Below are 22,215 nucleotides of genomic sequence, written 5' to 3'. Positions count from 1 at the left end.
TAATGTGTAACGGGGCAAAAATACTCTACCTAAAACTATAATCCGCAGAATATGTTCCGAAATATAAAAAAAGCAGGCCGGGCTAGTGCCCGGCCTGCTCTGGAGTATAGTTCTCTCGGCACTTAGGCCATGCTTCTTACTGCTCTAGTTCCTGTCCGCCCTGAATCTCCTCGCGCTCCAGCACTCTGAACATGGTTCTGCGGTTCAGCTGCATGTTGTCGGCAGAGGTGTTCGGCACGGCTGGGCGGCTCTCGCCGTAGCTTACCGTCACCATGCGCTTCGCGGAAATGCCCTGGCTCACCAGGTAATCGAAGGCGGCATCGGCGCGGTTCTGGCCAAGCGTCATGTTGTAGTCGTCGCTAGCACGCGAGTCGGTGTGGCCTTCTATGCTGATGTTCAGCATAGGGTTAGCCTTCATGATCTCGGCGATGCGGTTCAGCTCCTCCATTGCCTCTGGGCGCAGGTCATACTTGTCGGTGGCAAAGTAGATGTTCTCCATCTCATACTCTCCGGCAGGTGCACGGCCAGCGATGCGCGCTGCGGTAGAGTCATCCAGGGTAACGAAGAAGTCTTTTCTAATAGTGGTAGTATCGTCCAGCACAACCGGCACCTCAAACTCCTGCGTCTCCAGCACACGGCCGTCCATCGACAGCTGCACCTGGTAGTTACGGCCCGAAAGCACGCTTACGTTATACGTGGCAGAATCCGGCTTGCTCACATCACGGTAAGAAATAGGGCGGTTATCCGCCTGCAGGCCGTTAAACATCAGCTCTACACCCGGCAGCGTCAGGCTGCTGTCGCCCTGCACCAGCACGCGGCCTTTCACCGTAGCGTTTTTGATGTAGTTGATGGTGTAGATATCCTTCTCGCCGTAGCCGCCGATGCGGTAAGACGACAGGTAAGCGTAGCTTCCGTCCGGAGCCAGGCGATAGTACGTATCGTCATCCGGTGTGTTGATCGGAGAGCCAAGGTTTACCGGGCGCGCCCAACGGCGTGCCACAGAGTCATACTTAGCCGAGAAGATGTCGTAGCCGCCCATGCTGTTATGGCCACGTGACGCGAAGTATAATGTTCCGTCTGATGCCAAGTAAGGGCTGTCCTCGTCATAGTTGGTGTTGATGGTTCTGCCCAGGCTTTTAGGGTTGCCCCAAGAGCCGTTGTTGTTGCGCTGCACCATGTAGATGTCCAGGTCACCGTTCTCAGAGAAGTGGCTGGTAGAGTAGAACAGCGTGGTGCCGTCCGGCGTGATGTACGCGTCAGACTCAAAATCACGGGTGTTCACTTTGTCGCTGATGCTCTTTGGCGCGCCCCAGCTTCCGTCCGGCTGGCGCTCCGATACCATGATATCGCCGTTGTTGGCAGATTGGTACAGCAGCAGCTTCGTGTCGTTGTCGAAAAGCTGGATCGAGGCGTCGTGGCCCGGGCTGTTCAGGGCGCCTGGCACTACGCGCGGCTCCTCCCAGTTGTCTTCGTCAATGCGGCTTGTCTCAAAGATATCCTCAAAGTACTCGCCGTCTTCCGCAGCCTTGCCACCGGTGGCGTCCTCAGAGCGCGACGTGTAGAGCAGGTAGTTGTAATCGGAGGAGATCACCGGGCTGTGCTCCGAGAACGCCGTGTTCACGTGGCCCCCCAGGTTCTTCACGAACACGTCTTTCGGGTTAGCAACCTCGTTCTTCGCGTTTTTAGCGTACTGGATCAGCTGCGCCACCTCATCCTTGCGCTCTACGTTGCGCTTGCTGATGTTCTTCTGATAGTTCTCGAAGTGCTCGATGGCGCTATCGAAGCGGTAGTTAATATGGTCTGCACGGCCCAGCCAGTACTCCATCTCTTTGTCCAGGTTCGGCTTCAGCTCATAGGCGCGGGATAGATAATCACCAGCCTTCTCCTTATCAAAGGTAAGGTAGCTGATACCGGCATAGTAAAGGGCTTTGGCGTTGTTTGGGTCCGCTGCCAATACCTGGTCGTAGTAAGGCAGGGCGGCACGGTAGTTTTCCTTTTTGAAAAACTTATTGCCAGTGCGCATTTGTTTTCGGGTGCTTTGTGCCGAGGCAGAGGCAGCCAGAAGGCACACCAGCACCAGCAGCATTGCTCCCCGAGAGAACGATTTGGCTAAATTGTGGTTCATGTGTAAAGGGGTTTGTTATACTTCCTAACGTTTGTGGTAATAAAAAAACAGGACACAGCATGCTTCGTGTAGAACGTACAGGCCATCTCCAGCTACTATACGAGATATATTAATTAAAGTATATCTCTAAATGCATATTCTTTACCGGACTTTGGGCTTGCATACGTCTGGCCTGCAGTAAAAGGTTATCTTTTACAAGCTTTCGCTTTTACTGCTAAGTATAAAGTAATTTACAAATAATTGAATTGGCAAATATATGCAAATATTAATATTTACAAATAATAATATTCCTTTGCCTGAAAGTTCATATCGCGGCTGCTGCCGTCTTTAGCCAATACGCCGCCCCTGCCGCCGCCCCAAGTATACTGCTTTCGGGCTTTGGGCGTTATAAGAAAAGCCATGGCGAATTAATTTGCTATCTTTGGGGTTTATCAGAAGGGCCGCTAACCCGCAGAAGCCGGCCCCGGCGCTAGTTTATACTTTAGCGGCGCCAAACCAAAAACGATATCAGCATGGTAATAAAAGAAGCCAAGTTCTTGATGAGCAACACAAAGGTGGAGGCCTGCCCCACGCCAGACAAGCCGGAGTACGCCTTTATCGGGCGCTCAAACGTGGGCAAGTCATCGCTCATCAACATGCTTACAGAACAGAAAAAGCTGGCCAAAACGTCGGGGCAGCCGGGCAAAACCCAGCTCATCAACCATTTTCTCATCAACGAGGAGTGGTACCTGGTAGACTTACCGGGCTACGGCTATGCCAAGGTGAGCAAAAGCTCGCGCGAGGAGTGGCGCCGCATGATTAACTTTTACCTGCAGAAGCGCGAGAACCTGACCTGCGTTTTTGTGCTGATAGACAGCCGCCACGAGCCTATGGCCCAGGACCTGGACTTTATAAACCACCTTGGCACCATAGGTGTGCCCTTCGTGATTGCGTTTACAAAGCTGGACAAGCAGTCCTCTATCAAGACAGACTCAACCATAGCAGCCTGGAAGCGTAAACTGCGTGAAACATGGGAAGAGCTGCCACAGATGTTCCGCACCTCCTCAGAAAAGCAGATCGGCCGCGACGAGATCCTCAACTTTATTGAAGGGGTGAACGCGCAGGTGCAGCATCCGCAATAAGGTGCCGTGTGGTTTACGTTTAATTTGTGTGGAGGCAACGCCCGTGATGTAGGAAATTTTAAATGTTTACCCTTATGAGAACCAGAATTTCATTTTTGTTTATTTTATTTGCCTTTGCGGCCATAACGGCAAAAGCCCAGGACGGCAGCAAAGCTACAGCGCAGGCAACGGCAGAAGAAGTAACCTGGATGCCGGACAAGGCGCTGCCGGTAGCGGAGTTTTACGAGGGCGGCCAGGAGGCCATGTATAAGGCCATTTACAAAGAGCTGCAGTACCCGATGCTGGCCAAGCGCAACCGCGTGCAGGGCGACTGCATCATCAGCTTTACCATTAACCCGGATGGCTCTACCTCTAACTTTAAGGTGCTCCGCAACGCGGGTGCCGGCACCGGCGAGGAGGCGCTGCGGGTAGTGAAGCTCCTGAGGTTTAAATCGCCTGGCTATGGCGTAGACGCCAGCATACCGATCGTATTTAAATTATAAACGAAACAGACATATTACCTATGCCTATTGATCTAAGACAAGTTGCAGCAGTATCTGGCCAGAGCGGCCTGTACCGTGTAGTTAAACCAACACGCACTGGTGTGATTATGGAGAGCCTGGAGGAAACTCCGAAGACGCTGGTAGCGCAGGCGCGCCACCGCATGTCGCTTCTGGACGAGATTTCGATCTACACTACCGACGAGGAAGGCACTGTGCCGCTGGCCGAGGTGTTTGACCGCGTTAACCAGAAGTATGGCGACAAGCTGCCGCTGGGCGACAAGCCAAGCAACGAGGATTACAAGGCTTTTATGGCCGACGTGTTGCCAAACTACGATGAGGACCGCGTGTATGTGTCAGACATGAAGAAGCTGGCCAACTGGTATGCCATAGTGAAGCAGTATGTTGGTTTTACAGAGCCTGCCAAGTCTGAGACAAAGGCTGAGGCCAAGGAAGGCGCTGAAAAGAAAGCCCCTGCCGAGAAAAAGGCTTCTAAGAAGAAAACTGAAAAAGAAGCCTAAGTATGAAAAGCCCTCCCTCGCCGGAGGGCTTTTTATTTGCAGATACTTCCATACTTTTATACTTGCGCACAGGTATAAAAGTATAAACCTTTGCTACTGCCGTTTTATACCTGCAGCGGCCCAGTTACCAAGTATAAACTTTTGCCAGATGCCTTACTCCCCTGCCATACTTACCGGCACCACCAACCACCTGCAGCGAATTTTTGAGGTAGAGAAGCTGCCCTCCGCCGACCTTGAGGCACTGGAGTACAAGATTGCCCACCTGGTGCAGCAGTTGCTGCGCCACGACTTTAACCGCCTGCTGCATATCCTCTACCGCATAGATGTGGATGAGCGCAAAGTAAAAGAGGCTATGATAGATGCCGACGAGGAGATCATCGCTACCCGCATCGCCCGCCTCATACTCAAACGGGAAATCCAGAAAACGGAGATACGGCTGCGCTACAGCAGCTAAGCCACAAGTGTAATACCCCTATCAGCTAGTTCGTGCGCAGTACCTTTTACAGATCTACAGGCAGATTCCCCTCCTCGGAGGGGCTAGGGGTGGGTCCTAGGCTGTTAGAAAACTGTTGAGCTGGTCCATACGCATTATTCAGTCGATATTGGTATAAGTACGGCACATAAAAAAGGCAGAAGGCGCTAACGGCCCTCTGCCTTTGATGCTTTTTTGCTAGTTAATTCCAGATTTTGGTTGGGTGCGGGCTTAGTTTACTTCTACCTCAGCCTTCAGGTATTCTTCCACTTTCTCCACCATTTCGGTAGAGCCGATAAACAGCGGGCAGCGCTGGTGCAGCTCGGTTGGCACCAGCTCCATGATGCGCCGCGAGCCATTGGTTGCCTTGCCTCCCGCCTGCTCCACAATAAAGGCCAGCGCGTTGCACTCATACATCAGGCGCAGCTTGCCGTTGGGAGCTTTGGCCGTTTGCGGGTACATGTAAATGCCGCCCTTCAGCAGGTTGCGGTGGAAGTCTGCCACCAGCGAGCCAATGTAGCGGGCCGAGTAGCTGTTGTCTTTGCAGTAGTTCACGTACTGCTTCACGCCCTCCGGAAACGAGTTAAAGCTACCCTCGTTGATGGAGTAGATGTTACCTGTTTTAGGGGTGCAGATATTCGGGTGCGACAGGAAGAACTCGCCCAGCGTCAGGTCGTAGGTAAAGCCGTTTACCCCGTTGCCCGTCGTATACACCATCATGGTAGACGAGCCGTAGATGACATAACCCGCCGCCACCTGGCGCGTACCGCTTTGCAGGCAGTCGTCCATGGTGCCGTCGGTGCAGTTATCCGACACACGGCGGTAAATCGAGAAGATCGTGCCGATCGACACGTTCACATCGATGTTGGAGGAGCCGTCCAGCGGGTCGATGGCCACGATGTACTTGCCTTTGGTGTTGCCCGTTTGGATCACGTCGTCTTCCTCTTCCGAAACGATGGTGCAAACCTCGCCCCCATTGCGCAGGGCACGTATAAAGCGGATGTTTGCGATCACGTCCAGTTTCTGCTGGTCCTCGCCCTGCACGTTTTGCTGGCCGTAGGCACCGGTTACATCCAGCAGGCCGGCCCGGTTAATTTCGCGGTTTACGATCTTGGCCGCCAAGGCAATGTCGCGCAGCAGCTGAGACAGCTCTCCTGTGGCAAAGGGGAAGTCTTCCTGCTTTCTCATGATAAACCTGTCCAGCGTAGTGCCTACAGGCAGTCCGAGTTTGTCGTTCATAAAGATGAGTTTAACCTAGTATTAGTTTAGTTTATTACAAAAATATCGTTTTTAGGCTATATTCCGAATGATGCCTAATTTTACCAACGTATGAGTACAGAAAGGATAAAAGTTTTCAAGTTTGGCGGCGCCTCCGTTAAAAGCGCCGAAGCGTTCCGCAACCTTGCCCGCATCGTTCAAACGCATGGTGGCCGGCAGCGGTTACTGGTGGTGGTATCTGCCATGGGCAAAACCACCAACGCGCTGGAGGCCCTGCTGGGGCAGGCATACCAACAGCAGGATGTGGCCCCCGGCCTTGCTGAACTGAAAGAATACCACCTGCAGGTGCTGCAAGAGCTGTTTCCGGAGCAAGAGCACCCTGTGCACCAGCGGCTGGAGCATTTGTTTGAGCTGCTGCGCCACCAGCTGCAGCGCATTGCCTCCGGCAGCAATTTTGATAAGGTATACGATCAAACGGTAAGTTTTGGCGAACTTTTTTCTTCTGCCATTCTGCACCATTTTCTGGCAGACCAAGGGCTGGTTAACCATCTGATAGACAGCAGGAAATATATACAAACGGACAACAACTGGCGCGAGGGCCGCGTGGACTGGACCTGGACGGAGCGGCTGGTCCGGCGCGACCTGCCCCAGCTGCTGCAGGAGGGGCTGGTGATAACGCAGGGTTTTCTGGGGGGTACCAACAACGGCCTCACCACCACGCTGGGCCGAGAGGGCTCCGATTACAGCGCTGCCATCTTTGCCTACTGCCTCGACGCCGAAAGCATGAGCATCTGGAAGGATGTGGAGGGCCTCCTCAACGCCGACCCCAAATACTTCCCCGACACAGTGCGCTACCCGGAGATCTCTTACCAGGAAACGATCGAGATGGCCTACTACGGCGCTTCGGTCATCCACCCTAAAACCCTAAAGCCGCTGGCCACCAAAAAGATCCCGCTCTACGTAAAGTCGTTTCTGAACCCGGAGGGAGAGGGCACCCAGATCTGCGACTGCCGCTTTGTGGTAACGGCTCCGGCCTATATCATTAAAGAGCGGCAGTGCCTGGTGTCGTTCGGGGTAAAGGACTTCACGTTTATCTCGGAGAAGAACCTGGGCACTATTTTTAACGCCCTGTCGGAGCTGCGGATAAAGATCAACCTGATGCAGAACTCGGCCATCTCCTTTTCCATCTGCACCGACGACAACCCCGAAAAGCTCCAGCTGCTCATCCAGACGCTGCGCGACCAGTTTGTGATACACTACAACACGGAACTGCGCCTGTACACCGTTAAGAACTACGATGCCGCAAGTATAAACCGCATACTGCAGGGCAAGCGGGTGCTACTGGAGCAGCGCACCCGCACCACCTTCCAGCTAGTATGCCGGAGCCAGGATGTATGACCTCAGTGCTAGCTTGCGGCTGCCTGCGCTATATAACGCCAACTCCAAACTTTCTAACCTTCTAACTTTTTAACTTTCTAACTTCCTTCTATCTTTGCAGGAACTTTTCCTAGTTAAGAAACATTCTTATCTGGTATGCAGCAAAACCTGACACGAGACGAATTGCGACAGCGCCTGTTGGAGGGTGGCCTCAAAGCCACGCACCAGCGCATTGTTGTGTTCGAGTCGGTGATGGGGCTGCATGGGCACCACCCTACCGCCGAGGATGTGTACCAGCGCCTGAAGCCGGCCAACCCAAGTATATCCTTGGGCACGGTTTACAAAACGCTGGATACCTTTGTGGAGAGGGGCCTGATCAAAAGGGCGCTCTCAGAGGAGGGCGGCAAGCGCTACGACGCCAACACGCACGTGCACAACCACATTTTCTGCAGCAAAACTAAGGAGATCGTCGATTTTGAGGATGCGGAGCTGGAGCAGCTGCTGACAGAGTTCTTCAGCAAACGCAAGCTGGAGAACTTCGAGATAAAAGGCGTTTCGGTGCAGCTGACGGGGAACAAGGTGGAGCCCGACAAACAAATCAGCATTACACGAGTTTCAAAATAGATTTTTCAAAAACTAAAAACTAAATAACACATGGCAGTATTAGTAGGTAAAAAAGCACCTTCTTTTAAAGCAACAGCCGTTGAAAACGGAGAATTTGTAGAGAACTTTTCACTGGAGCAGTACATTGGCAAGAAGCACGTACTTTTCTACTTCTATCCAATGGACTTCACGTTTGTATGCCCAACAGAAATCATCGCCTTCCAGGACAGAATGGAAGAGTTTGAGCGCAAAGGTGTAGCCGTAGTAGGCTGCTCTACCGACACGCACTTCTCTCACTTCGCATGGCTGAACACGCCGCGCAACCAGGGCGGCATCGAGGGTGTTAACTACCCACTTGTAGCAGACGCGTCTAAGACCATCGCCCAGAACTACGACGTGCTGGCTGGTCATTATGACTACAACGAAGAAGGTGAGGTTACTTTCATAGGTGAGCCGGTTGCTTACCGCGGTCTGTTCCTGATCGACAAAGAAGGCGTAGTTCGTCACCAGGTTGTAAACGACCTGCCGCTTGGCCGCTCTATCGACGAGGCCCTGCGTATGGTAGACGCCCTGCAGTATTTCGAAGAGAAAGGCGAAGTTTGCCCAGCCAACTGGTCTGAAGGCAAAGAGGCGATGCAGGCTACGAAAGAAGGCGTTTCTAGCTACCTTGCAAAGCACTAAGCTTAAAAAGCTTGATTATAGAAAAGCCCCGGCATAAGTCGGGGCTTTTTGTTTTTATGATTCAAGTGATAATTGCCTGCCCCTACGCAGGTGTAAACCCACCCCTACCCCTCCGAGGAGGGGAATTTCTCTCGCTGGCGCGGGTTTGCAACCCGTGTCCTACCAATGATGTCGAGTCTGTGACTCGACTGGCTCAACGAGTCATACTTTATACTTTGGCGATACTTTTATACTAGTTTATTTCTGGCGCAAGCGTCCGCTTGTGCCTCGCTTCACCAAACTTTGCTGTTTCGGACGTCCCTGTCCGAAACCAAGTTTGCAGCGGACTTCTTAGTCCGCGTTCTACAGCAACACGGGGATTAGGAAATCCTCGGCAGTCTGCTTCCGGACAAGGATGTCCGGAAGAGCATTTACTAAAGGTTTTGGCCCTATCCCGGCACCTCCCGGAAAAACTAGGATATTTATTCTCGTTTATAGCTGGTAACCTCACACACTTTATATTCATACATATTTTCACTATACTTATGTGTGAAAAAAGTCCTCCTCCTGCTCGCCTTTTGCTGTGCCGCCTCATGGGCAACCGCCCAAACCAGGCACACTATAAATTTTGAATTAATGGGCAAAAGCATAGCTGGAGCGGCTGTACTCTATGAGCGTAACCCGAATGCAGATAGAACACTGAGTCTGCACTATGGTGCGGGCATAGGTGCTGTACTGGGCACCAATGATGATTGGCTTCCCTCACTGCCCTTGTTCGTCGGGGCCAACCTGGGCCGCAGCAACAATAAGTTTGAGTTTGGCTTAGCTGGTTTTATCACTACAAAAGAGTATTTCAGTAACAGGCTAAATAACTGTTTTGACTGCGAAGGGGACTTCTCTACAATAGTTCCTTTCACGCTTTACCTTGGTTTTAAGCATTACCCTAAAGACGGCAACGGGTTTTTCTACCACATCAACACGCAGCCTATACTTATCACAAACTCCTACCTGCCGGTTTTGCCATGGATAGGAGCAGGTGTCGGCTATAGTTTCCTGAAGCAATAGTTACAGGTAAAGGATCGAGATTTAAATCTTCTGAAAAAGTATAGCAAGTATGCGCGGTATACCTGTGCGGTCGTTTTCGTCGAAGTACTCGTTCAGGTCTACCAGCTTCAGGCCGTGCTGTTTGGCGGCCTGCACAAAGTCCGAGACGTGGTGGGCGTAGCACTCCACCTCCTGCCTCCCCTCCTCCGTATCGAAGCGGGCTTTAGTGCCAACGTACTGCTTAAAAGGGTGTAGCTCGCCGATGTAGACATGCCCGCCATGGTTCAGCATCTCCGCCGCCTGTTTAAAAGTATGATCCAGATCGGCGATGTGCTCCAGCACCAGGCTAAAGCTTACCAGGTCGTAGGGCTGCGTTACAAAGTTCCAATCTTTGGTGATATCGGCAAGTATAAACTCCGCCTTGTTGGAGCTTACCTTCTTTCGGGCCCGCTCCAGCATCTCCCCCGAAAGGTCCACGGCGGTAACGTGCAGCGCCTTGCGCACCAGCCACTCGGTATTTTTGCCTGTGCCGCAGCCGATCTCCAGGCAAGTCTCGAAAGGTATACTTGCCAGCGTGGTACGTAGGGCCACGGCCTCCAGGTCGCGGGTGCGGTTCTTGTTGGTGTCGTACTGCGGGGCCCAACGGTTGTAGGCTTGTTCTATGCTCATAGTTCTTTCAGCATCCAGATGGTGCAGGCGTAGTGGCCGGAGTTGCCGAGCGCATGCGGCAAGGGCCGGAAACCTGCTTTCTCATACATAGATACGGCTCTGGCCAGTTCGGGGAACGATTCCAGGTATAACTGCTTATAGCCAAGTTCCTGGGCCACTTTTATACTTTGCTCCATCAGTCTGTTACCAATGCCTTTGCCCCGGGCATCGGCAGCGAGGTAAAACTTAACCAGCTCCGCACAGCCTTCAGGCAGACCTTCGGTAGGATACATGCCGCAACCTCCTAATAGCACACCATCTTCTTCAGCAACAAAGTAGGCGCTGGCTGGGTTTTGGAACAGCTGGTACAAAGCATCGGTGGTCGGGTCGGTGTACACCGTGCCAGGTTTGTCGATCTTGAACTCCCGGAAAACCGTGCGGATCAGCGATGCCAGTGGCTCGTTGTCGGTGGGCTGGATGGGACGGGTGGTGAGGGGCATGGCTTTTATACTTTGAGGGAGTAAGCTACTCAAAATTGCTTTTGTTTGATATTCCGCTGAACTCCTTTTTATACTTATACACGAATCAGCCTCGCAGCAAAGGCAAACTGCAGCACCTGAACGAGCCGCCAGTGGCCGGGGCCGCATCAAAGGTAATCTCTGTTACCTCTATACCTGCCTTCCGGATTTCCGCATTGATGGGCTTGCACAGCGGATGATCGCGGCTGATGACCCGGTCCTGCGATAGGGAAAGAATGTTGGTGGCCAGCTCCCGCTGCTGCTCCTTGTTCACCCGGATCAGGTCGTAGTTATCCAGAATCTCACGTGGAACCTGCTTGAAGCCTTCCTCATAGATAAGCGCCGCCTTGCCTCCCACGGGGTTGAACATGCAGTCCAGGTGCAGCACGTTCTCGCCTTCTGCCAAGGTTCGCGCCTCTACCGGCACTACGTTAAAATCACTGCCAAACTGCTCCTCCAGAAAAGCCACGCCCTCCTGGTTCGTGCGCTGCGACACGGCCACAAAGATATTCCCTTTGTCAACCAGTATGTCGCCGCCCTCTATAAAACAGGTGGGTGAGTCGGGGATGATGATGTTGGCCTCGTGACCGGGAATGTCGTGCAGGTAGCGAAAAATGCCTGCGCTTTCGTAGCGGCGGCTCCTTTTTACCATGTTGCAGAGCAAAAACTTCTCGCCTATTACCATGCCCAGGTCGCGCGGCGTGAGTTGGTCGTACACGAACTTGCCCACGTAATCCGGCACCAGCACCTCCACGCCTGCCTCGGTCAGCACCTGCCGGAAAGTGTCGAACTCCTCCTTCAGCTGCTCCTTTGGCGGCAATCCGTTCTTCTGATCCTCGTTCACCAGCTCCACATAAGCCGGCGCCTCGCTGTAATTTTCGTACCTCCCGATAATGACTTTCTGCAGCGTATCGGTTTCGCTGTACTGCTTTATACTCTTGCTCAATTCTATACTATCTTAGGGTGCTTTCTGCGCTGCAAAAATAAGGACAGGAGTTGGATTTGTTATAATTTAGAATTGTGAAAGGTGGGTGGCTTAATGTTGTAGATTTTTTGTTGAGTGGCTGTGCGTATTGTATGAGAGGCTTTTGAACAACGTACTTGGCTTTGCGGTGGCGTAGCTGGCTTATGGGTGTGGTTATGTAAAGCTTTACTCATGCTTCACAAGCTTAAAGTCACTATTGTCAAGTATGATGATAGCATCACCACCGATCGAGTTCAAACCTCCTTTGATTTCTCCATCGTTATAAAGCAACACAATCGGGTCGATAAATGTGTATGAAATAGCATCGTAATTGTCATTGTATAGTCCGTCTTTACTAACTGGATAGCTCTTAAACATTTCCTTATTATATGCTGGCTGCATGGCTTTTATTAGAGCCTTTTCAGCATCAAGAAATACTTTTTCTTGATGAGGGTAATTTTCACCAAGCAAAGCAGCAACCATAGCTTTCGCATCAGCTCCATCTCCGAATGATTGAAATTGCAAATTGTTTTGGAACTCAAAAGGAAGGATTACAATTTCATTTGCTGGTAATTGTTTTTCAGTAACAGGTGATTCTAATGAAAGAATATCTTGAAATGTTGAATGTCCTGTCAGGCGTCTTAGTATGCTTTGCTTAGTTGCTTTTCCAACATAATGCACCTTGTATTGTATAAAGGATTGCCAATCCCCCTCAATTTCACAATCTATACTTCCTTTCCACCAGTTCTGGAGAAGCTTTTCTGGGGAAAACCAAATAATAAACTCTTTTCCTTCTTGCCTGTGCTTAACTAAGGAGAAGCCATGAATATTTTTGAACAGTAGTTTATCCTGTTTAGTCGAATTTTCTAAATAATTAAATGCCACATCAACAACATTGTCCTCCATCAACCCAAATACTTCTTGGTCAAATGGCAACTTACATTTCAATATGTTGGGATTGTTTCTTTGATGAATTTCAAAGTTTAATTGATATATGGCTGTGTCAGGAATAAAATTCTCAAAAGTAATAACAGGTCTTTGCCCAATTAGATATAGGCTTGCTTTTTCAAGTGCTCTTTCAACCAATTTATCGTCCTTGACTATAGCGAATTCGTATGCTGTCAAAGGAGCGTAGGCTAATTCAAGTTGGTTTAATAGGCTTTTGCGGTTCATAAAATTACACCTAACGGACTGGGCTTTGCCATGGCGTAGCTATGGTAAAGGTGTGGTTAGCAAATTTCATTTTTAATCACAATCTTCATCATCACCACACCCGATTTGTACACATTTGATTACTGGTTTATCTACCAATTCTATTTTTCCTTTTTTATGGTTAAGTCGATAAGCGTGTAATATCTTGGGCTTATCTTCAGTATATCTATCTACGATAGTAAAGTAAGAAAATTCTGATTCCTTGCACATTGTATTCAGACTGTAGTTCATCTGATTATCAGCCCAGTTAGAGATAGATAAGGCATCTATAATTTTCCAATTTGGTCGTGGATTCGTTGTAGAAGTCTCTACAGTTTCTTCTAATATTAGATAGTATCTTGTAGAGTCTTTTTTGTCTGCAAAGATTCCATAGCCGTAGGCAAATCCTTCTCTAAAAGGCTGTTCTTCCTGTATCGAGGTTGCTGTTACTACACTTAAATTTGTAAGGGAATCAATGTAGATGTTAACAAGTTCTTTGGCATCATTTATTGATAACTGTTGAGAGAGAGAACCAGGAGCTATAGATGGATATTCATTTACTATTTCTTCTGTTTTAGATTCTGCACTTGTACAACTATGAAGTATCACAATTGACGAGGCTATAATAAACATCCACTTCTTCATGATTTTTATACTTGGTAACTAACTGCTAAACGTTACAACATACGTTTTTCTAACCAAATATAGCAGATAACAGTAACTCACCAAGTAATCACACCTCCCTTACCAACTATCCCTACGCAAAGCGCTATATTTGCAGCAGAACCAGACGCTCACAGCGTCTTCTAGACCTGTGAGCGTCTCAACCTAGTATAAATTTTGAAGCTACTCTACGACATCGGCCTGAAGGCTTACAGAACCGCCATTGCCCTGGTAGCGCCTTTTAACGAGAAGGCCAGGCTGATGCGGCAGGGGCGCGAGCGGCAGTTTGAGCGGCTGCAGGAGGCGCTGCAGCAGAACCAGGCGCCGCTGGTGTGGTTCCATTGCGCCTCGCTGGGCGAGTTTGAGCAGGGCCGGCCGGTGATCGAGGCGTTCCGGGAGGCATTTCCGAAGTATAAAGTGCTGCTCACCTTCTTCTCCCCTTCCGGCTACGAAGTGCGCAAAAATTACGCGGGTGCCGATTATATTTTCTACCTGCCACTGGATAGCGCCGGCAACGCCAGACGCTTCCTAGAGATTACCCAGCCGAAGCTGGCCGTGTTCGTGAAGTATGAGTTCTGGCATTATTACCTGCAGGAGCTGGAGCTGCGAAGTATACCTGTACTTTCTATCTCGGCCATTTTCCGGCCGGAGCAAATGTTCTTTAAGGGCTACGGCTATTTTTACCGCAACATCCTGCGCCGCTTCACGCACATTTACACCCAGAACCAAAGCTCGCTGGAGCTGCTGCAAAGTATAAATATCACTAACGCCAGCATCGCCGGCGACACGCGTTTTGACAGGGTGCTGCAGACAGCCGCAAGTATAAAAACTATACCGTTGGTGGAGGCCTTTGCCGCCGGGCAGGAGGTGTTTATGGTGGGCAGCAGCTGGCCTGCCGATGTGGAAGTGCTGCTCCCGCTGATCCAAAAGTATAAACCAAGTATAAAGTTCATCATCGCGCCGCATGAGGTGAACGAGGCAAGTATAAACGTGGTAATGCAAAGCTTGGGCGAGGGAGCCGTGCGCTTCTCGCAGACCTCTGAAACAGACGCGGCCAAGTATAACGTGCTGGTGATCGACAACATCGGCATGCTCTCCTCGCTTTACAGCTACGGCACCTACGCCTACATCGGCGGCGCCTTTGGCAAAGGGCTGCACAACACGCTGGAAGCTGCCGTGTTCGGGCTGCCGCTGTTCTTCGGCCCGAAGTATGATAAGTTTCAGGAGGCAAAGGATTTGGTGGCGCTGAGCTGTGCTTTTCCGGTGCAGAGCGCGGAGGAGCTGCTGCAGGCATTTGAGCGGGTGCACACCACGCCGGGGCTGCGCCAAAGTATAACCGACAAGGAAAAAGAATACGTACAAGAGCAGGCGGGCGCCACGGCTAAGATCATGGCCGACGTAACCCAATTGCTGAAATAGACGGAATGAAAGGAGTAGTAGTAAAATCGACGGGATCGTGGTATTTGGTGCGCGACGAGGATGGCAAATTGCACCGGGCACGCCTGCGCGGCAAGTTCAAGATAAAAGGCCTGAAGGTAAGCAACCCACTGGCCGTTGGCGACCGCGTGGAGTTTGAAGTAGAAACCACCGGCGAGGACACAGCCGTGATCTACAAGATCGAGGACCGCGAGAACTACATCATCCGTCAGAGCACGCACAAATCCGCCCACTCCCATATCATCGCCGCCAACCTGGACCTGGCCCTGCTCATCGTCACGCTGGTGTCGCCGCGCACCTCCTTTGGCTTTATAGACCGCTTCCTGGTTACGGCTGAGGCCTACGATATCCCGGCCATGCTCATCTTCAACAAAACAGATTTGTATGATGAGGATGTAAAGGAATACCAGCGCCAGATCAGCTACATGTATGAGAAGATCGGCTACCTGAGCCTGGCGGTGTCGGCCCTGAACAACGAGGGTATAGACGAGATAAAGGCGCTGCTGCACGGTAAAACCACCCTCCTCTCCGGCCACTCCGGCGTAGGCAAATCCTCGCTCATCAACCTCATCGTGCCCGACCTGGAACTGAAAACCTCCGAGATCTCCGGCTTCTCCGACAAAGGCGTGCACACCACCACCTTCGCCGAAATGTTTGAGATCGATCCGGAAACCTTCGTCATCGACACGCCGGGCATCAAAGAGCTGGGCATTGTGGACATTCCGCCGGCGGAGCTGAGTCACTTTTTCCCGGAGATGCGCGAGCGCCTGAACCAGTGTCGCTTCAACAACTGCACCCACTTCAACGAGCCCGGCTGCGCCATCATCGAGGCCGTCCGCCAGAACGAAATCTCCTTAAGCCGCTACGAAAGCTACCTGAGCATGCTGCACGGCCAGGACAACCGGAAGTAGTTTGGGAGTTAGAGAGGTAGAGAGTTTGGGAGTTAGAAAGTTATACTTGTAGAGGCGCAATACTTTGCGCCTTTTTCTTTTGCTACCAGATCTATGGCTTTTACCGAGGCCAACCACCCCTATCCCGAAACAAGTCTGGGATCAGCGACTTAGCTAAGGAGGGGAATCTGAAATTCCTGTTGCTGAAGTATAAATCCATGGCTTCACTTATAGCGCGTGCAGGTGTAAACCCACCCCTAGCCCCTCCGAGGAGGGGAATTTACCTCACCCCAACCCTGTCAAACCACCCCTGCCCCTCCTTAGCCAAGGAGAGAAATTCTGTTTAAGCTGCGTCAGCGGTGGCTATCGGATCTGATCCCAGCCTTTGGGTTGAGCGCCTTGTGCATGTTGCGGTGCCGCGGTTGCGGCAGCCGGAGCAGAGCGAAGGCAGCTTCAGGCACACAGCGCGATGCGGGAAGACGAGGCCCCCGGCCTGGGAGGGCAGAAAGTATGAGATGAAACAAAAGGCAAATGAGTCTGGAGGATGAACGGGAGCTAGTAAGGATAGCTTGATTGAAGCTGCAGGAAAAGTGGCTATGAAAGTGTAAAATCACAATTAAAAGTATAGCCAAAGTATAAGCTATGGCTATACTATTCAATTGAGTTACCCTGCCCCGAAGCATTTCAGGGAAACTCAACATCGTGATAAGACACAAGTATAAATACTTGCACCAGATGAACCCACTAACCAATCCCTCACCCGCTCCGTTACAAGGATTTATACTTCAGAACCAAAGAATCATACTATGAAACTCGAAAACGCGAATATCCTGATCACGGGCGGCACGTTGGGCATTGGCCATGCCACAGCAAAGCTATTGATAGAGAAAGGAGCCAACGTGGCCATTACCGGCCGAGACGAGAAACGCACGAACAAGGCTGCCCGCGACCTGGGCGCCATGCCCATCACCGCCGACGTGGCCAACCCCGACGATGTGAAGCGCACGTTCAAAGCTTTCCTGAACGAGTACGGCAAACTGGATGTGCTGATCAACAATGCGGGTATCGGGGTTTCTAAACCGGTGGAGGAACTGACGGTGGAGGATTTCCAGCGCATCTACAGCGTGAATGTGTTTGGGGCGGCCATGATGGCGGGCCGTGCTGCGGAGATCTTCAAGAAACAGAACTACGGCAACATCATCAACATCGGCTCTACGGCTGCACTAAAAGGGTATGAAGGCGGCTCTGTGTATGCCTCCTCCAAGGCGGCGCTCAGAAGTATGACGCAAAGCTGGCAGGCGGAGCTGCGCAAGTATAACGTGCGCGTGATGCTGATAAACCCCAGCGAGGTAACTACCGCCTTTGGCCAGCCGGACCGGCAGGAGCGCGAGAGCCAACACAACAAGCTGCGCGGCGAGGAGATTGCCTGGGCCATCAAAAGTGCGCTGCAGATGGATAACCGCGGCTTTATACCGGAGCATTCTGTGTGGGCCACTAATCCTTTTTAAAAAAACCCCAAAAACAGAAGCGGCCTGTGCAGCCAACCGCTACGGTAGCTGCACAGGCCGCTTTTACAGGTTACCAGTTTGGTTACATTTTCTCTTCCGTCAGCACTTTCTCCACTATATGGATCACGCCATTCTGGCTCATGGCATCTGCCTGCACCACTTTAGCGCCGTTCACCATAATGTCATCGCCTTTCGCTGTTACGTTTAGCTGCTGCCCTCCAAGTGTTTTCAGGGTGGTGCCTTCCGTCAGGTCTGCAGCGGTAAGTTTGCCGGCCACCACATGGTTTTTAAGCAGCGCTGCCAGTTGGTCTTTGTTACTGGCCTCCATCAGTTTCTCCAGTTCATCTTCCGGCATAGCCTTAAAGGCATCATTAGTTGGCGCAAATATGGTGTAGGGGCCACTCCCGTTTAACGTGTTTACCAAGCCAGCCTGCCGCAGGGCTGCGGCCAGGGTTTGCAGGTTGCTGTCGGAACTGATGTTCTGCACGATGTTTTTAGAAGGCACCATTTCTTGGCCGCCCACCTGTACGCCTGTCATGGAAGCGTCTACCGGATCGCCGCCCAACTCGCCCTCTCCTGCCTGTTTGCCCGGCGTGTTCGGGTTGGTCATTTTCGCTTCTTCCTGCCCTCCTGGGTTAGGCTTGGTTTCTTCCTGTAGCTCGTTTGCTGCGTTGTCGTCGCGTGTGCCGCAGCTTACCATGGCGGCGCTGCCGCACAGCGCCACGGCCAGCGCTAAATGCTTAAGTGTTTTCATAGTCGTAGTTGTCGCGTTTGTAATTGCTTGCAGCCTTGCGTAAGGTCTGCTTATTGTTCTCTTAAACTATAAATTGCGTACTTTTGTTATCTGGTACAATATGTAAACTAAATCAAAACCATACATGAAAACCGCAGACATCCATACCGCCAAAGGAGTAATGAAAGTTGAGTTCTACGAGAAAGACGCTCCAAAAACGGTAGAAAACTTTATAAAACTGGCCAAAGAAGGCTTCTACGACGGCCTTACCTTCCACCGCGTTATTCCTGACTTTGTGATACAAGGCGGCTGCCCGAACACCCGCGAGGGCGCTAAAGGCGTGCCTGGCACCGGCGGCCCCGGCTATAAGATCGATTGTGAGCTGACAGGCGAGAACCAGTACCACGACCGCGGCGTGTTGAGCATGGCTCACGCTGGCCGTAACACAGGTGGCTCTCAGTTCTTTATCTGTCACAGCCGCAAAAACACGGCCCACCTCGACCGCAACCATACCGTGTTCGGCAAAGTAGTGGAAGGCGAAGACGTGATCGACCAGATCCGTGCCAACGATCGTATCGAAAAGATTGTGGTGAACGAAGCCTAGTGCTGCGCTAAATTAGAACATTAAGGCAAGGCCTTCTCTGCAGTTGCAGAGAAGGCCTTGCTAGTTTTAGCGCCCCTGGCACCCTGGCCTTGTCGCACACGCAGGATTAAATCAATTTTATTCGGGATATTTTCGGTACAAGCTGCGCTTACTGGCTAATTATGCTTATTTTTACCTAACAGCCGTTTGGCTTCTAAAGCATAACCTAGCCGTTTCGCCTGCTTCACTAAGGCAAGGGTTGGATTTGATCACTAACTAACTGTGCGATAGGCCGCTACTACTGCGGCAAACGTACTGCCCGCTTAACCACGTATGAAGAAACTAGCACTACACTGGCAAATTCTGATAGGCATGACCTTAGGCGTGCTTTGGGGGATGCTCGCCAGTTCCCTGGGTCTCGTCGAGTTTACCCTAGACTGGATCAGCCCTTTCGGCACTATCTTTATCAACCTGCTTAAGCTGATTGCCGTGCCGCTGGTGCTGGTGTCGCTGATCACGGGCGTTACCAGCCTCAGCGATATTAGCAGGCTCTCGCGCATCGGCTCCAAAACCATTGCCCTCTACCTGACCACTACAGTGATAGCAGTGGTACTGGGACTGGTGCTGGTAAACGCTTTTGAGCCGGGCAAGGCTTTCTCCCCGGAAAAGCGCGAAGAGTTTAAGCAGCAGTTTGCCTCTACCACCAGCCAAAAGTCAACGGATGCGGCCTCTGTGGAACAGCAGGGCCCGCTGCAGCCACTCATAGATATCGTTCCGAGCAACATCTTCAACTCCATGACCGACAATGGCAGCATGCTGCAGGTTATTTTCTTTGCCCTGCTCTTCGGCATCTCCCTCATCCTGATCCCTCCGGACAAGGCCCAGCCCGTAAACGACTTCTTTGAGGGCGTGAACATGGCCATCCTGAAAATTGTGGACATTATTATGATGGCGGCCCCGTACGGCGTGTTTGCCCTTTTGGGAGGTCTGGTAGTGGAGTTTGCCGGCGACGACCCCAGCGCTGCGCTGGAGCTGCTGCTGGTGCTGGGCTATTACTGCCTGGTAGTGGCTATTGGCCTGGGCCTGATGATCTTTGTGGTGTACCCGGTTTTGGTCGTGACGATCGGCAAAACAAAGTATGGCCACTTCCTGAAAGGGATTTTTCCAGCCCAGATGCTGGCCTTCTCTACTTCCTCCAGTGCGGCCACATTGCCTGTAACCATGGAGTGTGCCGAGAAGAACCTGGGCATCAACAAGGAGATCAGCAGCTTTGTGCTGCCCCTTGGCGCCACCATCAACATGGACGGCACCAGCCTTTACCAATCAGTGGCGGCTGTGTTTATAGCCCAGGCCTATGGCATAGACCTGAGCCTGACGGCACAGTTAGGCATTGTGATGACCGCTACCCTGGCCTCTATCGGGGCTGCCGCTGTGCCTGGCGCCGGTACTGTTATGCTGGTGATCGTGCTGCAGCAGGCCGGTATTCCGGTAGAGGGCATCGCACTTATACTTGCCCCCGACAGGCTGCTGGACATGCTGCGGACCACCGTAAACGTAACCGGCGACGCTACCGTGTCGATGCTGGTGGCACGCACCGAGGGCCAGTTGCACCCACCTACAGAGATAACAGTAAAGTAGCATACAAACCTGCCCCGAGCGCGAAGGCCCAGTAGCGGCTTTCGCGCTCCTCGGGCAGTTCTTCCTTCAGCACGTTCATAATCACGCCCCCGCCCACGAAGGCCATCACCAACACCACCAGCGCCTCGGGCAGCTCTACCACATACCCAACGCCCCAGCCTGCCACCAGCGCAGCCACCAATACCCAGCGGCCCATGCGTCTGTAACTGTCATGATGGTGCTCCTGCAGGCCAAAATCGTTTACTATAAAGTGCAGGGCCATGGCGATGGAGAATAACATCAGGTTCTGCAAAGAGCCCTCCTCCCGCTGAAAAAGAATATACCCGATGAGGGCATTATAGATGGCAAAGGAGCCGATGTGCAGCCAGAAAACGCCCTGCTGATGAGGGGGCTCCTGCGTACCCTCTTTCCGTTGCTTATACTTTTCTTCTACCACAATCCGCTCCAGGCCATAAAACACGGCCAACCCTATCAGCGCCATCAGGTACACGTGGTGGCTCAAAAACTTCTCTGCCCAGTTAAGCTTAGAAACCTGCTCCTGCCCCTCGCTTAGCTCCGGAAACAAGTGCAGAAAAACATACGCCACCGACACGCCGCCAGCTATGGAAAGCCATACGCTGCGCGGCACGCCCGCCAAAAACCGAAGCCTGGTCCCGAAGAAGTGAATGATTGCCAGCACCAGCACCGGCCAGATAGATACATGATGTTCCATAGCCATAAGCTACTTTGTTTAAGAGTATAATGTTTTTGAGAGCGGCTGCAGCGGAAGTATATACAATATTTACTATATTGTGTTTTAATGTTCCTCTATCACTTTTACAACACAACCTGACTTTTATGGAGAAACCTGCCATACAAGAAACCAGCCTCTCCGTTATCTGGGGCTTCTTTGCCCTGAGCTTTATCTTTTCGTGGCTGGTGTGGGGCGCCATGCTGGCACTGCCGCTCCCCGAGAACCTGATGTTGCCGCTGCTGATCCTCGGTGCATTCGGGCCTTCGCTTTCGGCCATTTACCTGGTGCAGCGCTACGGCAACGCAGCCGCTAAACGTGACTTCTGGAGCCGGGTATTCAGCGTGAAACGTGTCGGTATCGTGTGGTGGCTGGTTATCCTGCTGATCATGCCCGCTATCTACCTGCTGGGCTACTACATGTATACTTTCTTCGGAGGCGTGCAGCCGCCGGTGGCCAGCCTGTTCAGCGGCCTTGATTCGCCTTCGGCTATACTTCTGTTTGCCTTCGTGATGCTTGTGGCTGGGCCGGTATCGGAGGAATTGGGCTGGCGCGGCTACGTGCTGGACCCGCTGCAGCAAAAGTATGGCCCCACAGTTGGCAGCTTTATACTTGGCGTTGTCTGGATACTGTGGCACCTGCCGCTGTTCTTTATCGAGGGCACGTCGCAGCACGCCAAAGGCTTCGGTTACCAGTTCTGGTCCTGGTCTTTCCAACTCATCACGCTTTCCTTCATCTTCACCTGGGTATACAACAACACCAACCGAAGTATACTTGGCGCTATCCTCCTGCACCTGCTCGCCAACATGGCCTACCCCACCAACCTGGAGCCAACCGGCGAGTTGATCTTCACCATTGTGCGCGCGCTGGTGGTGCTGGCCATTGTGCTGGCATGGAAACGGAAGGAAAGTATGAAGGAGGAGTTGGTGATGGTGTAGGGAAAGTAAAAATCAGTAGTTTCGCATGTAGTGCAGGTAAGCATTTGTTGACGTTTATCTACTAGTATCGATATTGGATACCCAATGTTTGGTGCATAATAACTATGTGCATGCATAGCCGAATTTCTAGGGGAACAGTTTCTATAAAGACAAG

24 protein-coding genes are annotated in these 22,215 nt (G+C 51.7%); 14 read left to right on the top strand and 10 right to left on the bottom strand.

The window, feature by feature from the left end:
• Positions 1-136: 136 nt before the first annotated feature.
• Complete coding sequence (locus FJM65_RS19870) at positions 137-2,125, bottom strand: OmpA family protein (RefSeq protein ID WP_140623886.1); 1,989 nt, start codon at positions 2,123-2,125, stop codon at positions 137-139.
• A 272-nt stretch (positions 2,126-2,397) separates the two neighbouring features.
• Entirely contained in the window at positions 2,398-2,526 is a 129-nt protein-coding gene (locus FJM65_RS21670) for a hypothetical protein (protein ID WP_262710955.1), read from the bottom strand.
• A gap of 111 nt (positions 2,527-2,637) precedes the next feature.
• Between FJM65_RS21670 and yihA the strand changes: the two genes are divergently transcribed.
• From yihA to FJM65_RS19850, 4 genes are all read left to right on the top strand, one after another.
• Positions 2,638-3,246 carry a ribosome biogenesis GTP-binding protein YihA/YsxC gene (gene yihA, locus FJM65_RS19865; RefSeq protein ID WP_140623884.1) on the top strand — a complete coding sequence of 203 codons (609 nt, stop codon included), beginning with the start codon at positions 2,638-2,640 and terminating at the stop codon, positions 3,244-3,246.
• Between the two features lie 74 nt (positions 3,247-3,320).
• Positions 3,321-3,728, top strand: a complete 408-nt coding sequence (locus FJM65_RS19860; RefSeq protein ID WP_140623882.1) for an energy transducer TonB — start codon at positions 3,321-3,323, stop codon at positions 3,726-3,728.
• Between the two features lie 20 nt (positions 3,729-3,748).
• The gene (locus FJM65_RS19855) at positions 3,749-4,246 is read left to right on the top strand and encodes a DUF5606 family protein (RefSeq protein ID WP_140623880.1); all 498 of its coding nucleotides are present in this window, start codon (positions 3,749-3,751) and stop codon (positions 4,244-4,246) included.
• 148 nt (positions 4,247-4,394) lie between these two features.
• Positions 4,395-4,700: a hypothetical protein gene (locus FJM65_RS19850; protein WP_140623878.1), complete on the top strand. Its 306-nt coding sequence runs from the start codon at positions 4,395-4,397 to the stop codon at positions 4,698-4,700.
• 249 nt (positions 4,701-4,949) lie between these two features.
• Here the strand turns inward: FJM65_RS19850 and fbp are convergent, their stop codons facing one another.
• A complete protein-coding gene (fbp, locus tag FJM65_RS19845; protein WP_140623876.1) occupies positions 4,950-5,957 on the bottom strand; it encodes a class 1 fructose-bisphosphatase in 1,008 nt (335 codons plus the stop codon).
• Between the two features lie 90 nt (positions 5,958-6,047).
• Here fbp and FJM65_RS19840 point away from each other — a divergent pair, with 90 nt between their 5' ends.
• From FJM65_RS19840 to FJM65_RS19825, 4 genes are all read left to right on the top strand, one after another.
• Positions 6,048-7,334: an aspartate kinase gene (locus FJM65_RS19840; RefSeq protein WP_140623874.1), complete on the top strand. Its 1,287-nt coding sequence runs from the start codon at positions 6,048-6,050 to the stop codon at positions 7,332-7,334.
• Between the two features lie 135 nt (positions 7,335-7,469).
• Positions 7,470-7,937: a Fur family transcriptional regulator gene (locus tag FJM65_RS19835; protein ID WP_140623872.1), complete on the top strand. Its 468-nt coding sequence runs from the start codon at positions 7,470-7,472 to the stop codon at positions 7,935-7,937.
• A gap of 30 nt (positions 7,938-7,967) precedes the next feature.
• Positions 7,968-8,597, top strand: coding sequence for a peroxiredoxin (locus FJM65_RS19830; RefSeq protein WP_140623870.1), 630 nt, complete (start codon positions 7,968-7,970; stop codon positions 8,595-8,597).
• Between the two features lie 615 nt (positions 8,598-9,212).
• Positions 9,213-9,641 (top strand): hypothetical protein, encoded by a 429-nt coding sequence (locus FJM65_RS19825; RefSeq protein ID WP_140623868.1) that lies wholly within the window; start codon positions 9,213-9,215, stop codon positions 9,639-9,641.
• Positions 9,642-9,662: 21 nt separating this feature from the next.
• Here FJM65_RS19825 and FJM65_RS19820 read toward each other — a convergent pair whose 3' ends face one another.
• The 5 genes from FJM65_RS19820 to FJM65_RS19800 form a co-directional block, all read right to left on the bottom strand.
• The gene (locus tag FJM65_RS19820; RefSeq protein ID WP_140623867.1) at positions 9,663-10,289 is read right to left on the bottom strand and encodes a class I SAM-dependent DNA methyltransferase; all 627 of its coding nucleotides are present in this window, start codon (positions 10,287-10,289) and stop codon (positions 9,663-9,665) included.
• Positions 10,286-10,801 carry a GNAT family N-acetyltransferase gene (locus tag FJM65_RS19815; RefSeq protein WP_239023035.1) on the bottom strand — a complete coding sequence of 172 codons (516 nt, stop codon included), beginning with the start codon at positions 10,799-10,801 and terminating at the stop codon, positions 10,286-10,288. The genes FJM65_RS19820 and FJM65_RS19815 overlap by 4 nt, the downstream gene beginning before the upstream one ends.
• A 52-nt stretch (positions 10,802-10,853) precedes the next feature.
• Positions 10,854-11,732, bottom strand: coding sequence for a dimethylarginine dimethylaminohydrolase family protein (locus FJM65_RS19810; RefSeq protein ID WP_181163813.1), 879 nt, complete (start codon positions 11,730-11,732; stop codon positions 10,854-10,856).
• Between the two features lie 204 nt (positions 11,733-11,936).
• Positions 11,937-12,923: a hypothetical protein gene (locus FJM65_RS19805; protein WP_140623863.1), complete on the bottom strand. Its 987-nt coding sequence runs from the start codon at positions 12,921-12,923 to the stop codon at positions 11,937-11,939.
• A gap of 72 nt (positions 12,924-12,995) precedes the next feature.
• A complete protein-coding gene (locus FJM65_RS19800; RefSeq protein WP_140623861.1) occupies positions 12,996-13,586 on the bottom strand; it encodes a hypothetical protein in 591 nt (196 codons plus the stop codon).
• 195 nt (positions 13,587-13,781) lie between these two features.
• Here FJM65_RS19800 and FJM65_RS19795 point away from each other — a divergent pair, with 195 nt between their 5' ends.
• The 3 genes from FJM65_RS19795 to FJM65_RS19785 all read left to right on the top strand — a co-directional run bounded on the left by FJM65_RS19795 (position 13,782) and on the right by FJM65_RS19785 (position 17,439).
• Entirely contained in the window at positions 13,782-15,023 is a 1,242-nt protein-coding gene (locus FJM65_RS19795; RefSeq protein WP_140623860.1) for a 3-deoxy-D-manno-octulosonic acid transferase, read from the top strand.
• Positions 15,024-15,028: 5 nt separating this feature from the next.
• Positions 15,029-15,952, top strand: a complete 924-nt coding sequence (gene rsgA / locus FJM65_RS19790) for a ribosome small subunit-dependent GTPase A (RefSeq protein WP_140623858.1) — start codon at positions 15,029-15,031, stop codon at positions 15,950-15,952.
• 785 nt (positions 15,953-16,737) lie between these two features.
• Positions 16,738-17,439, top strand: coding sequence for an SDR family oxidoreductase (locus tag FJM65_RS19785; protein ID WP_140623856.1), 702 nt, complete (start codon positions 16,738-16,740; stop codon positions 17,437-17,439).
• A gap of 82 nt (positions 17,440-17,521) precedes the next feature.
• Here the strand turns inward: FJM65_RS19785 and FJM65_RS19780 are convergent, their stop codons facing one another.
• Positions 17,522-18,193 carry a fasciclin domain-containing protein gene (locus FJM65_RS19780; protein WP_140623855.1) on the bottom strand — a complete coding sequence of 224 codons (672 nt, stop codon included), beginning with the start codon at positions 18,191-18,193 and terminating at the stop codon, positions 17,522-17,524.
• A gap of 124 nt (positions 18,194-18,317) precedes the next feature.
• On the opposite strand from FJM65_RS19780, the gene FJM65_RS19775 reads away from it, so the two are divergent.
• Both FJM65_RS19775 and FJM65_RS19770 read left to right on the top strand, forming a co-directional pair.
• Positions 18,318-18,776, top strand: a complete 459-nt coding sequence (locus tag FJM65_RS19775; RefSeq protein ID WP_140623853.1) for a peptidylprolyl isomerase — start codon at positions 18,318-18,320, stop codon at positions 18,774-18,776.
• Between the two features lie 312 nt (positions 18,777-19,088).
• The gene (locus FJM65_RS19770) at positions 19,089-20,393 is read left to right on the top strand and encodes a dicarboxylate/amino acid:cation symporter (RefSeq protein ID WP_140623851.1); all 1,305 of its coding nucleotides are present in this window, start codon (positions 19,089-19,091) and stop codon (positions 20,391-20,393) included.
• On the opposite strand, the gene FJM65_RS19765 is transcribed toward FJM65_RS19770, so the two are convergent.
• Positions 20,371-21,105, bottom strand: coding sequence for a hypothetical protein (locus FJM65_RS19765; protein ID WP_140623849.1), 735 nt, complete (start codon positions 21,103-21,105; stop codon positions 20,371-20,373). The genes FJM65_RS19770 and FJM65_RS19765 overlap by 23 nt on opposite strands.
• A 125-nt stretch (positions 21,106-21,230) precedes the next feature.
• Between FJM65_RS19765 and FJM65_RS19760 the strand changes: the two genes are divergently transcribed.
• On the top strand, positions 21,231-22,061 hold the full coding sequence (locus FJM65_RS19760; protein WP_181163812.1) for a type II CAAX endopeptidase family protein: 831 nt from the start codon (positions 21,231-21,233) through the stop codon (positions 22,059-22,061).
• The last annotated feature ends 154 nt before the right edge of the window (positions 22,062-22,215 follow it).

Origin of the sequence: Pontibacter mangrovi, from assembly GCF_006385705.1 — a bacterium.
Classification (GTDB): Bacteria; Bacteroidota; Bacteroidia; order Cytophagales; family Hymenobacteraceae; genus Pontibacter; species Pontibacter mangrovi.
The sequence above is the reverse complement of the archived record's forward strand: the minus strand, read 5'-3'. Positions and strand labels throughout refer to the sequence as shown.